Genomic DNA, 12,310 nt, shown 5'->3' with positions numbered 1-12,310 from the left:
TTACCTCCCTATCACCGTTTGGATCGCTTTGAGAGCGGCAGCAGTACCGGACTGGGCTGTCTTCATGACATCCAGAGGCTGCTTTGCACACCCGGCAGCGAAAATGCCTTGTTCCTCACCGCCGACAATAAAGCCCTGATCGTCAACCTGTACGCCGGAAGGAACCGGGGTACCAGCAAGACTGGGCTGCATACCGGTTGCCAGAACTAAGAGATCATGCTCGTTCTGGGACTTGATACCGGATTCAGCATCCTCAACTGTAACGAGAACATTGCCGGAACCGGATTCTTCGATAACTTCAGCGACCTTACCTTTAACGGCATTGATCTTGTCATCGGAAAGAATGCGTTTCGCGAACTTGTCATAACGTCCCGGAGTACGCAGGTCGATGTAGTAAATGGTGACCTTTGCATCAGGGTACTGTTCACGAACATATGCAGCCTGCTTCAGGGAAGCCATGCAACAGATGTAGGAACAAAAGTTGAGGTGGTTTTCATCGCGAGAACCCGCACACTGTACGAATGCGATGTTTTTAGGCTGTGCACCGTCAGAGGGGCGCACAATCTTACCGTCGGTAGGTCCGCTGGGAGCTGCAAGTCTTTCCATCGCCATGTTGGAAATGCAGTTCTGTACGGTACCTGCGCCGAGGTTGGAAAGTTTGGTAACATCGTAAGGCTTCCAGCCGGTAGCGTAGACGATGGAACCTACATTAAGTGTGATGACCTTTTCCTCTTCTTTCAGGTCGATAACATCGACACCTTCGAGAAGTTTGAGGTCTTCATCAGTGCAATTTTCTTTTTCAAGAACATACCTTGCGGGGAAAGCAAAAGGTACATCCATGTAAAGAGCTTTGCGGTCGCAGAGTTTAAACTCAAATTCATCGGTAATGTCATTGGACAGTTTCGCGATGACGTCAGTGAGTTCAACACTACCCGGACCCACATATCTGGGCTTGATGCGAACCTTGACTTCGTAGTTGCCTTTGGAACCGCTGATGGATTCCACTTCAGCCAAGGTAAAGAACTTCACGTTCTTATTGTTTTTAATTCTCTGAAACTGAATCTCCAGTCCGCAGGAAGGAGGACACAGCTTCGGAAAATATTTATTCAGCTGCATCACCCGGCCACCCAGATACGGCGCCTTCTCCACGATGAAGACTTCATGGCCTACTTCAGCGGCTTCGAGTGCAGCAGTGATACCACTGAACCCGCCGCCTACGACAAGTATGCTATTTGACATTCTCTATCCTCCTGAACTCTTAGAAGCCCTGAGCCTTAAAATGGCCCAAACCCGGACACCGACCGAAGGGTCGCAATACGGATTCAGACCATTTCAGTGCAAGCCGTAAAAGAACGGCTGCGGGCCTAAGCCCGCAGCCGCATATATCATTCCCGGCTTAGGTGGGGATGATCTGGTGGTATGCTTTCTTGAAGACGGTAGTTTCGCCTTTTTCTACGTCATACTTGGAGTTGACGAAGCATTTCCACTTGGAATCATCGAGACCCATGAAGTCACCGCGGTAGTAGAAACCGGGGTAACGGGACTCTTCACGGAATTCAATGTGCTGCATGTGCAGGCGTACAGTCCACAGTCTGTGGAACTGCTCCCAGCAGCGCATGAGTTCGTGGAGGTCGCGAGCAGCCAGTTTTCTGGAGTCTTCTTCGAGCATTTCGAGAAGATGGAAACCGGTGTGCAGCAGGGACTTGGAGGTAACGTACATGGTACCAACACCACCACCGTATTCATCAGTTGCCTTAACAAGGCGCATCATGAAGTTCTTGGGAGTGATGTAGTTGGGGTTAACTACGGGGTCGGTAGAGATGCCTTTACCTTCTTCGTAGGTGTACCAAGGCTGGTAGATCTCTTTAGCGAGGTCAGCAGCATTTTCTTTGATGGTGGGTTTGAAGTCTTTGTGATCAACAACCCAGCGTACCATCTGCTTACCAACGATACGGCCTTCAGCGTGAGAACCGGAAGAGAACTTGTGACCGGATGCGCCAACACCGTCAGCACAGGTCCAGAGGCCGTTAACGGTGGTCATACGGTTGTAGACTTTACCGTTGTCAGCTTTAACTTTGTAATCTTCGGGAACCCAGTCTTCGTCCGGACCGGAAGTCCAGATACCACAGCAACCGGAGTGGGAGCCGAGGAGGTAAGGCTCGGTGGGCATGATTTCGGAACCGGAGTTTTCAGGTTCGATGTTCTGACAAGCCCAGAGGTTAGCCTGACCAACACACATATCAAGAAAGTCTTCCCAAGCTTCAGACTCGAGGTGCTTCTGCTCTGCGGGGGAGAGTTCTTTGAAAGTGTTCTGCAGTGCGGTAGCGGTATCCATGTAGATGGGGCCGCGGCCTTCACGCATTTCACGGAGCATCATGTGGTTACGCAGACAGGTCGGGATAACGTGACCTTTAGCGTAGCCGCGATCTTCGTAAGGCTTGAGCATTGCGCGGTTAGTTTCGCAGTAGTCTTCGCCTTTGTAGTTGGTTGCTTTAGCTTTGAAGAGCAGGAACCATGCACCAACCGGACCGTAACCGTCTTTAAAACGAGCGGGTACGAAGCGGTTTTCCATCATGGTCATTTCAGCGCCAACCTGAGCACACATGGTGTAGGTGGAACCTGCGTTCCATACGGGGTACCATGCACGACCCATACCTTCACCAGTGGAGCGAGGACGGTAAACGTTTACAGCACCACCGCAAGCTACAACAGCTGCGTTACATTTGAAAACGTATACTTTGTTTTCGCGTGTGGAGAAACCAACTGCACCAGCGATGCGGTTAGGCTCATTAGCGTCGAGGAGCATTTTAACGATGAAGATACGTTCCATGTAGTTTTCTTCGCCGAGAGCCATTTTAGCTGCTTCAGCAACGATGCACTTGTAGGATTCACCGTTAATCATCATCTGCCAGCGACCGGAACGAACGCAAGCGTCGCCGTTACGCAGGGAGAGACCAGCTGCTTTAGCAGCTGCACCGTCGAGGTTCTTACCGTCTTTTTTGATCCAGCAGGGAAGGCCCCACTCTTCAAAAAGGTGAACGGAGTCATCAACGTGACGGCCGAGGTCAAAAATAAGGTCTTCGCGAACGAGGCCCATGAGGTCAGTACGAACCATGCGTACGTAGTCATCAGCGTCGTTTTCGCCAAGGTAGGTGTTGATAGCGGAAAGACCCTGTGCAACAGCACCGGAACGTTCCATAGCAGCTTTATCGAGGAGCATGATGGAGATGTCGCCACCAACTTTTTCGATCCAGCGCATTGCTTCATAAGCAACACCGCAGTTACCCATACCACCACCGACGAGGAGCAGGTCCACGTCTTTTTCTATAAGCTCAGGTTCTGCGAGAGCAACACCTTTGGAAGCTTCTTTACTAGGGAGAAGAGGCATGTTTCCTCCTTAATTAGGTTTTTAAGATTGCGTGAATTAATACACCTAAGACAAAAGCTTAGCAGTGATTAATCCAGATCCTTCCAAGCAGTAGTTTTGTCTGCTTCAGCAACGTCAAACTTCTGTCCGAGAACTTCTTTGGGGGTAGCCAGTTCAGTTTCGGTGAAGAGCAGTTCGTTGTCGAGGTCAGTCGGCTCGGGTTTACCTTCATAAGGTTTGATAGAACCTTCAGGGGTAGTGCGGATGGGGAACTTGAAGCGCTTTACGTTACCGTTACGGAATTTAACGGTCCACATGATGTCTTCAGCGGAACGCATGGGGATGGAAGTACCACCCATGGGTGCGAAGTCACCGTAGGGACGTGCTTCAATAGCGCCCTGGGGACAAATTTTAACGCAGGAGTAACACTCCCAGCATCCTTCGGGTTCCTGGTTGTAAGCCCGCATTTCTTCGGGATCCAGGATCATAAGATCGTTAGGGCAGATGTACATGCAGGCGGTTTTTTCTCCACCTTTACAGCCATCACACTTTTCCGGATTGACAAAGGTCGGCATACCTAGTCCTCCTAAAAGGGTTTAATGTTATCAATCACCGACATCCTATAACCATTTATAATCTTGCCTAAAGTTCAAGGCTCGTGAAATTAGTAACTATCAAGCCCCTCACTCGGTGTCAAGGCGAAAGTGAAATTTAGAACAAGCTAATTTCAAATCCGCTATATAAACGGCTTAGAAACACTGTCGCCAAGGCTCCAAAACTATCAAAAAATGGCTCTGGTCTTTTGCGACAAAACAATAATGTGTTCCATCATGGATTGGTATTTAGTTCAATCTAGCCTTTAATTGCAAGCCTTTTTTTCAGATTATGGGATTTTCTTCACAACTGCTGTAACAAACCGATTTTACATGTCAACAACATAGACTTTTGCCTGATTTTCTCTAGACAGAATCGAAATAATACCTACATATGATATGGCAGCAAAGTTCTTAGTTTAAACACCATACACAGACCATAAGTACTCACCCACAGCCTTCTACAAAAAGTAACTCACAGTTTTACATTAAGCCAACAGCCATGTTTACTCATCATCAAAACCACACATCTTCGTAACCACTTACAATAACTGGTTTTATGCCAATATATCATCTTATACTACTCAAACCTAACATTTGACTAAGTGAAAAATTTCACTCTATTTCAATTTTGCCCTTGACATTTCTTTCACAAACCATTCATAACCCCTCTTAAGCTTTATGGAGAAAACGCGTTTTAGGACTACCCTGAAAACACGCTCCATGATAATGGTTTTTACGAATTTTCGTTCCGCAGACCCGCTTCAAAACGAAGCGCCGCCTCCACCTAGATACTCGGAGGCCGAAGATTTCATATCAGGAGGTCTTGCGGAAGGGCCAAGGTGTTGAAAAAATAATTACTACAAGGAGACGTAAACATGTCTAAGCTCGTAGCCCCTCACGGTGGTAAAGGTCTTGTATGCTGCCTGCTCGAAGGTGCAGAACTCGCTGCTGAACAGAAAAAAGCAGAAGGTCTGAAACAGATCGAAATTTCCGCCCGCGCAAAGGGTGACCTCATCATGATGGGATGTGGTGGTTTCTCTCCCCTGAACGGCTTCATGGGTAAAGAAGACTGGAAAGGCGTTTGTGAAAAATTTCTGATGACCGACGGCACCTTCTGGCCCGTACCGGTTACCCTCGACTCCGACGACGAAGATGTTAAAGTCGGTGACGAAATCGCTCTCGTAAACAACGGTGAAGTATATGCTACCATGCAGATCACCGAAAAATACGAAATGACCGAAGAAGACAAGAAATGGGAATGCTACCAGGTCTTCAAAGGTGAAGGCGAAGAATCCGCAGACGATATCTTCTGGAAAACCGCTCTCGAAGATCACCCCGGTGTTCAGATGGTTATGGCTCAGAAGAAGTACAACCTCGCTGGTCCCGTTAAAGTTCTCTCCGAAGGTGAGTACCCCGAACAGTACAAAGGCGTTTACCTGCGTCCCGCAGAAACCCGTGCAATGTTCGACGAAAAAGGCTGGTCCACTGTTTCTGCTCTCCAGCTCCGTAACCCCATGCACCGCTCTCACGAGTTCCTGGCAAAAATCTCCATCGAAGTTTGTGACGGTTGTCTGATCCACTCCCTGATCGGTAACCTCAAGCCCGGTGACATTCCTGCTGAAGTTCGTGTTAAAGCAATCGACACTCTCGTTGAGCACTACTTTGTTAAAGAAAACGTTATCCAGGCTGGTTACCCCCTCGATATGCGTTACGCAGGTCCCCGTGAAGGTCTCCTCCACGCTACCTTCCGTCAGAACTACGGTGTTAACCGCATGCTGATCGGTCGTGACCACGCTGGTGTTGGTGACTTCTACGGTCTGTTCGAAGCTCAGGAAATCTTCGACAAGATTCCTTACGCAACTGAAGCTTGCCCCGAGCCCGGTAAAGCTCTCCTTTGTGAGCCCATGAAAATTGACTGGACTTTCTACTGCTACAAGTGCGACGGCATGGCTTCCCTGAGAACCTGCCCCCACAACAAAGAAGAGCGCGTAATCCTTTCCGGTACCAAACTGCGTAAAGCTCTCTCCGAAGGCGCTGAAATCGTAGATCACTTCGGTCGTGACGAAGTTCTCGTACAGCTCCGCGAATACTACGAAGGCCTCACCGAAAAGGTTGAAGTCAAAATGCAGGGCGCAGCTTCCGGCGACGCAATGTAATTTAAGTAGTATTACTACTTGCTTATTCAGGGGGGAGGCGTTTTTCGCCTCTCCCCTTTTCTTTTCATTACGGGCGAATAGGGCTTCTTTTTTACACCGCAAATCAGAGGGGTTGCCCATCGGGAGAAATCGCGCTATTAAGGTGGACTTCTCTATATCACATTTCAGGAAACCAAAATAATGCCCGAATATAAAAAATTTGAACGTTCCGGCGGTGCTGCACCGCGTAGACAGTCCCTGCTCGACGAAATTAAAGAGCTGGACGCAAGACTTCTTTCCCTCGTATCCCGCAGAAACTACCTTATGGGTAAAGCTGCAAGCAAACGCAAACAGAAAGGTCTGCCCCTCGGCGATCCGGATATGGAAAGACGTATCTTTGAAACATGGTCTGCAGAAGCCGGTCATAAAAAGTTCGACCTCAAAACAGCACGCCGTGTTTTCGAACAGCTCAACAACCTTGCTTATGCAGGTGTTGCCAAACCCGAAAACCGCAAGCTTTCTACATATGTTTTGTCTCCGCCCCAAAAACCTGTGGACGTAACTTTTGACGGTCCCGGTTCCCTTTTTCAGTCCAAGCTCTGGATTGCTCTCTGTGCAGCAGCCGGCGCTGAAGCTAAAATGGGCCCCTTGTGCGTTAACGATGAGATCACCGAACTGATCAAAGCGCTTAATCAGGCTGGAGCACATCTTTCATGGGATGGCGAAACCATCGAATCCCGTTCCGGTGAAGGAATCGAATTTGAAGAAAAGCTGATCTTTGCCGGGGACAATGCAATGACCATGTTCCTGACAATTGCATTCGGCCTCAAAACTGTCGGCAAGTTCAAAATTGCCGGTGGGCCTATTCTCAAACAGTATGATTCCAGACCGCTGGCTGAAGTTCTTTCTCCTCTGGGTGCAAGACTCAACACTCTTGACCTCCAGAGTCATGGTTTACCCGCGCGCCTTGAGTGCGGTGGACGCATGGCATCCTCCATTGAAATTTCTGAAGACATTCCTGCTGAATTTGTCGCTGCTCTTGCTTTGGCTGCATGGACCTATCCTCAGGGACTGACCATGAAATTTGCAGAAGGTTGGCATGGTGCTGGGCTGCTTAAAGAAGTTGTCGCAGTACTCAAAAAATCCGGCATCAAAGCCAAGTTAAATGAAACTGAATGTTCTATTCCCGCAACAAAGGAAATATCTGTTCCTGAACAGCTTTCCATTGCGCTGGAACCAGAACTTTGTGCCGCACTGCTGGCAATGCCTGCTTTCAGCAATGGACAGGTAACTATCAATGGTTACTGGCCCAAAACAGAAACCGCTGAAGACGCTCTTCGGATTCTGAAGGCCGGTGGTCTTAATATTGAAATTTCTAAAGGAAGCATCACTGCAACTAAGGGTGAAGCCGCAGCAGAAGCCTCCTTTAACTTCGGAAATGCAAATGACCTCTTCCCCGTAGGTCTTGCCCTCGCAGTAAACTCCCGCTCAGAATGCAAAGTCAGCAATATTGCTGACGCAGTGATGTTTGAGCAGGGTATTGAACTGCTTGAACGCCTCGGAATCAAATATGAACGTGGCGAAGAAGAACTTACCGTTCTTCCCGGCAGACTCAAATGGGATGAAGCATGGTCCGCTCCTACTCCTTTCTTCGGTATTGCTCTCGGTCTCATGGCCTGGATGCGCCCCGGAATCTCTCTTGAAAACCCCGGCGACATCTCTGACCTCTGGCCTCGTTACTGGACCCTCTACAACAGCCTGCCGGAAATCAACGGTCTCAAGGACCCTGAGGTTAAGAAAAAAGATGAATCAACAACCCGAAGAAGAATCAAAATCGATTAGCATCCCTGAGATCGAAGTAGAAATCGAGAACTTTAAGAAGGAACTTACACTTTGCCAGCAGCGAATTAAAACACTGCTGGCAAGTGAGAATCCTTCTGAAGGGATCTATTTTGCCAAGGAAATCTTCGAATCCCAGCAAGACAAACTTCGTCTGGAAGCAGAGATTGACATCCGTCAACGAAAAATAAACCGAATGCGCCTCGGAATGGAAGGATAACAGATCCCCGCCTTCTCATAACAGCTTTAGCGGGCACTTTATGAAGTACGCGGGCATGCGACGTACAACAGGACACTTAGTTTCAAATCTGCTTAAGAAAAGCACAATCATACCGGAGGTATCATGGGTTTAAATATTACTGAAAAGATCATATCTGCACATCTTTTGAATGGCGAAATGGAGCCGGGAACAGAGGTCGGACTACGAATTGATCAGACTCTTACTCAGGATGCCACCGGCACCATGGCTTATCTGCAATTTGAAGCGATGGGGATTGACAAAGTCCAGACCGAACTTTCCGTAAGTTACGTGGACCACAACACCCTGCAGATGGGTTTCCGTAACCCTGATGATCATCAGTACCTGCGCACCGTTGCTGCCAAGCATGGCGTTGTCTTTTCTCCTGCCGGAACAGGTATCTGTCACCAGCTGCATCTGGAAAACTTTGCCAAACCCGGCAAAACCCTGATCGGTTCAGACAGCCACACCCCTACAGCAGGTGGACTGGGTATGCTGGCTATGGGTGCTGGCGGACTTTCCGTTGCTCTGGCAATGGCCGGACAGCCCTACTCCATTCCCATGCCCAAGGTAGTCAAGGTTGAACTCTCCGGCAAACTGACCGGATGGGCTTCTGCCAAAGACATTATCCTCAAGCTGCTTGAGCTCAAGACCGTTAAAGGCGGTGTAGGCAAGGTATTTGAATTTGCAGGTGAAGGCGTAAAGACTCTTTCCGTTCCCGAACGTGCAGTCATCACCAACATGGGCGCGGAACTGGGTGCTACCACTTCTATCTTCCCCAGTGATGAAAATACTAAAGCTTTCCTCAAGGCCATGGGCCGCGAAGAAGACTGGTCCGAGCTTATCGCTGATGCAGACGCAACTTACGCTGAAGTTGTAGAAATCAACCTTTCTGAGCTTGAACCGCTGGTAGCCCAGCCGCATATGCCTGACCGTGTTGTAACTGTTAAGTCTCTCGCCGGACTCAAAGTCAACCAGTCAGCCATCGGCTCCTGTACCAACTCTTCTTACTCCGACCTGAAGACAACCGCCCTGATCCTGCAGGACCAGCAGTTGCCTGAAGGTGTAGACCTGATGATCTCCCCCGGTTCCAAGCAGGTTCTCAAAATGCTTGCTTCCGATGGACTTATCGCCAACTTCATTGATTCCGGTGCAAGACTGCTCGAATGTACCTGCGGTCCCTGTATCGGTATGGGCGGCTCCCCCACTTCTGCCGGGGTGAGCGTACGTACCTTCAACCGTAACTTTGAAGGACGCAGCGGAACTCAGGATGCGCAGGTTTATCTTGCAAGCCCGCAGACTGCCGCGAAGCTGGCCCTTGCAGGGGAATTCACCGATCCCGCAACCTGGGGTACTCCTCCGGCCAAGATCGACTTCCCTGAAGAAGTTCCTTCAATCCGCCATCTTTTTATTTTCCCTCCTGAAAACAGAGCTGAAGTTGAAATCGTGCGCGGTCCCAACATTGTTCCTCTTGAGACATTCTCCGCCCTGCCGGATCAGATTTCCTCTGAAATCCGCCTCAAGGTCGAAGATGACATCACGACTGACCACATTCTTCCCGCGGGCGCGCAGATCACTGCACTGCGTTCCAATATTCCCGCAATCAGTGAATATATCTTCAGCCGAGTTGATGAAGGATTCGTCGGCCGCATGAAAGCTGCTGATAACGGAATCATTCTCGGCGGAGAAAACTATGGACAGGGTTCCAGCCGCGAACATGCTGCTCTCGGCCCCCGTCATTTGGGCGTTGTTGCCGTAATTACCAAGTCTCTTGCACGCATTCATCGTGCAAATCTTGTCAATTTTGGCATTCTACCCCTTGTACTCTCTGAAAAGAGCGATTACGACAAACTGTCGGAAGGTAGTAAATTGACCATCGATACCACCACAATCACACCTGGCGGCGAAACTGTTGTCATGGCTGATGGTGCTGAAATTAAAGTCAAAAACGACCTTTCCACAAAAGAACTAGAAATTATTAAAGCCGGCGGCCTGCTGAACTACGTCGGTAAACAACTGTAAATGAGTATGGCAGGGTATCCGCACTGGTGGATGCCCTGCCTGTTAAAATAGAATAAACACTTGAAAGCAGCACCTGCTGCAAACGGAGACTGAAGAAGCCATGATGGACATTCTGCGCCAAAATGCCCAGAGCTGGGGTATCAAAATCGCATTCGGTATCATTATCGCAGTTTTTATTTTTGCCTTCGGCGCCGGCGGATTCAACGGCAACACCGATCCGGTAATCGCTTACGTTAACGACCAGCCTGTTCCTACTCAGGAATTCATGCAGGTCTACCGCGAAACCGCTGAAGCATTAAGGGCTCAGAATCCCAATTTAGACTCCGATCAACTGCAGTCCCCTGAATTCAAGAAAGCTGTTCTTGAACAGCTGGTCAGCCAGAAACTTCTGGAAGCAGAAGCAGAAAAACTCGGACTCTCTGTATCTAACAGTGAACTTTCATACAGCATCAGCAAGATTCCTGCTTTTGCAGACAAAGACGGCAAATTCGACATGAATCTCTATCAGGCTTTCCTGCAGAGCAGAGCCATGTCCGCTGCTACCTTTGAAAATGACATGCGCAACAGCGCTCTGATCAGCAAGCTGCAGGAATACGTAACCATGCCGGTCAAGCCCACTGAAGCTGATGCCCGCGCACTTTTCGACTCTGCTGCTGAAAAAGTTCAGATCGATTATTACTATGTATCCGGTGCTGACTTTGTTAAAAATATCAAGATCAGCGACAAACAGATTGAAGATTTCTACAAAGCCAACCCGGACAAATTCACTATCCCGGCACGCTCTGTTGTTAAATACATTGCTTTCACTCCGGAAGAACTGTCTATCAATGAGACCGTTACCCCCGAAGAAATCAAAGCATACTACGAAGCGAACAAAGAAACTTTCCAGCAGGAGGCTCAGGTCAATGCACGTCATATCCTGATCACTGTTGATGAGAATGCTTCTGACAAAGATGTAGCTGCGGCAGAAAAGAAAATTAAGAAAGTACTCGCCAAAGCCAAGTCCGGTCAGGATTTCGGTAAACTGGCTAAAAAGTACTCTGAAGGTCCCAGCAGCTCCAAAGGTGGAGAACTCGGCTGGTTTGGCCGCGGTGCCATGGTTAAACCTTTTGAAGAAGCAGCTTTCGCTCTCAAGAAAGGTGAAATCAGCGAGCCTGTACGTACCCGTTTCGGTTGGCACCTGATCAAAATTGATGACGTCCGCGAAGCCGGCCAGAAAGATATTGATCAGGTCAAGGACGAAATCAACTCCCTGATAGCTCAGGAAAAAGCAGCAGACTCCATTACTGACAAACTGGACCACGCTATTGATCTGCTTGCTTCCGGCATGAAGCTGGACAAAGTTTCCGAAGAACTGGGTATTGCTTTCAAGAAAAGCGAACAGGCAACTGTTGAAAACCTCTCCCGTGCCTTCGGTATGACCGAGAGTGCTGCCCAGACTATCATCGCCCTGCCTAAAGGCAACGCGACTGATATGCCTGTTGCTATCGACGGCGGTTACATTCTGGTAGAAAAAGAAGCAGATGTTCCTCCGTCCCTGAGCCCGCTTAAGGACCAGAAGCAGGATATTGAAAGCTTCCTTTCCCAGCAGCAAGCAATGAATCTGGCTAAAGCCAAAGCTCTTGCTCTCATGGGCCAGTTGTCTAATGAAAAGACTGAAGCTGCAGCCCTCAAGGTCATTAAAAAGGATCTGAAAACCTCTGAACCCTTCGGTCGCGACGGTTTTGTTCCCGGCCTGGGCATGAACCCCAAACTGGCTCAGGCTGCTTTAGCTGCTAAGAAAGACCAGTGGATGTCTGAAGTTTTCGAACTTCCCGGCGGTTTCATTGTTGCCCGTGTTGATGAACGCATTCCTCCCAAAGAGGAAGCATGGGCAGCCCAGAAAGATATGGTCATGGATGCTATATTCCAGCAGCGCGCCAACGAAGTGTTTGGCGCTTTCCTGAACGAATTGCGATCCAAGGCTAAAGTTGAATATGTCCGCAAGGACCTCCTGAATTAGTCTGAACTCAATCAGCTTATATCAACGGGTCTGTTCTTGCTTGGACAGACCCGTTTTTTTGTATGAATCGCAATAACTTTTGTTTTAATCAGCTATTTTATCTTGCACAGT

General features: G+C 48.9%; 8 protein-coding genes. 5 read left to right on the top strand and 3 right to left on the bottom strand.

From position 1 onward, the window contains the following. From DESAL_RS01185 to aprB, 3 genes are all read right to left on the bottom strand, one after another. On the bottom strand, positions 1 to 1,239 hold the full coding sequence (locus DESAL_RS01185) for a CoB--CoM heterodisulfide reductase iron-sulfur subunit A family protein (RefSeq protein WP_012765824.1): 1,239 nt from the start codon (positions 1,237 to 1,239) through the stop codon (positions 1 to 3). Between the two features lie 157 nt (positions 1,240 to 1,396). Continuing rightward, positions 1,397 to 3,388 (bottom strand): adenylyl-sulfate reductase subunit alpha, encoded by a 1,992-nt coding sequence (gene aprA / locus DESAL_RS01180; protein ID WP_012765823.1) that lies wholly within the window; start codon positions 3,386 to 3,388, stop codon positions 1,397 to 1,399. A 68-nt stretch (positions 3,389 to 3,456) separates the two neighbouring features. Beyond that, positions 3,457 to 3,942, bottom strand: a complete 486-nt coding sequence (gene aprB / locus DESAL_RS01175) for an adenylyl-sulfate reductase subunit beta (protein WP_012765822.1) — start codon at positions 3,940 to 3,942, stop codon at positions 3,457 to 3,459. An 896-nt stretch (positions 3,943 to 4,838) separates the two neighbouring features. On the opposite strand from aprB, the gene sat reads away from it, so the two are divergent. The 5 genes from sat to DESAL_RS01150 all read left to right on the top strand — a co-directional run bounded on the left by sat (position 4,839) and on the right by DESAL_RS01150 (position 12,199). Continuing rightward, a complete protein-coding gene (gene sat / locus DESAL_RS01170) occupies positions 4,839 to 6,119 on the top strand; it encodes a sulfate adenylyltransferase (RefSeq protein ID WP_012765821.1) in 1,281 nt (426 codons plus the stop codon). A 180-nt stretch (positions 6,120 to 6,299) separates the two neighbouring features. Further along, positions 6,300 to 7,940 (top strand): chorismate mutase, encoded by a 1,641-nt coding sequence (locus DESAL_RS01165; protein WP_012765820.1) that lies wholly within the window; start codon positions 6,300 to 6,302, stop codon positions 7,938 to 7,940. Next, a complete protein-coding gene (locus DESAL_RS01160) occupies positions 7,903 to 8,157 on the top strand; it encodes a hypothetical protein (RefSeq protein ID WP_012765819.1) in 255 nt (84 codons plus the stop codon). The genes DESAL_RS01165 and DESAL_RS01160 overlap by 38 nt, the downstream gene beginning before the upstream one ends. Before the next feature lie 123 nt (positions 8,158 to 8,280). Further along, on the top strand, positions 8,281 to 10,197 hold the full coding sequence (locus DESAL_RS01155; RefSeq protein WP_012765818.1) for an aconitate hydratase: 1,917 nt from the start codon (positions 8,281 to 8,283) through the stop codon (positions 10,195 to 10,197). A gap of 100 nt (positions 10,198 to 10,297) precedes the next feature. Continuing rightward, positions 10,298 to 12,199, top strand: coding sequence for a peptidylprolyl isomerase (locus tag DESAL_RS01150; protein WP_012765817.1), 1,902 nt, complete (start codon positions 10,298 to 10,300; stop codon positions 12,197 to 12,199). The last annotated feature ends 111 nt before the right edge of the window (positions 12,200 to 12,310 follow it).

This window comes from Maridesulfovibrio salexigens DSM 2638 (assembly GCF_000023445.1).
GTDB classification, from domain to species: Bacteria; Desulfobacterota; Desulfovibrionia; order Desulfovibrionales; family Desulfovibrionaceae; genus Maridesulfovibrio; species Maridesulfovibrio salexigens.
Note: the sequence above shows the minus strand (reverse complement) of the source record. Positions and strands in the feature narration are given on the sequence as shown.